Source organism: Bartonella sp. AA86SXKL (assembly GCF_042196885.1).
This window is the reverse complement of record NZ_JBHIRE010000439.1, coordinates 1-638: the sequence shown is the minus strand read 5'-3', so window position 1 is coordinate 638 and position 638 is coordinate 1. Positions and strand designations below refer to the sequence as shown.

General features: G+C 44.0%; 1 protein-coding gene. It reads right to left on the bottom strand.

What is annotated here, in order from left to right:
* Positions 1-638, bottom strand: a 638-nt coding sequence (locus ACFIO5_RS12510; RefSeq protein WP_375705576.1) for a malic enzyme-like NAD(P)-binding protein, incomplete at both ends; no start/stop codon positions are given.

Below are 638 nucleotides of genomic sequence, written 5' to 3'. Positions count from 1 at the left end.
CCTCTTCCGGCGTAATTTCTGGATCGGGATTAGCCATAGCAAAAATGATCGGCTGGGGTGCCATGGATCTTCCCATTTCCCGAGTAAGAGCACCTTCAGCAGAAACCCCAAAAAACACATCGGCACCTTCCATCGCTTCAGCAAGCGTGCGTTTATCTGTTCGAACAGCATGAACAGATTTCCACTGATTCATCCCCTCTTTGCGCCCCTCATAAACAACACCTTTTGTATCACATAAAATGATATTTTCAGATCGAAATCCCATCGCCTTAATCAACTCAATACAAGCAATTCCCGCAGAACCAGCACCATTACAAACTAACCGCGTATTTTCCATATCGCGCCCTGTTAAATACAAGGCATTGAGTACTCCAGCAGCCACAATGATTGCTGTACCATGTTGATCATCATGAAAAACGGGTATATTCATGACCTCGCGTAAGCGACTTTCAATCATAAAACATTCTGGTGCTTTAATATCTTCCAGATTGATGCCGCCAAAAGAGGGCTCTAAATGACGAACCAGATTGATAAAATTTTCCGGATCATTCGTATCAATTTCCAGATCAATAGAATCAATATTCGCTAAGGGCATGGCGACCACCGCGTTATCTACCCTCTCCGGTTTAGACGCTAGT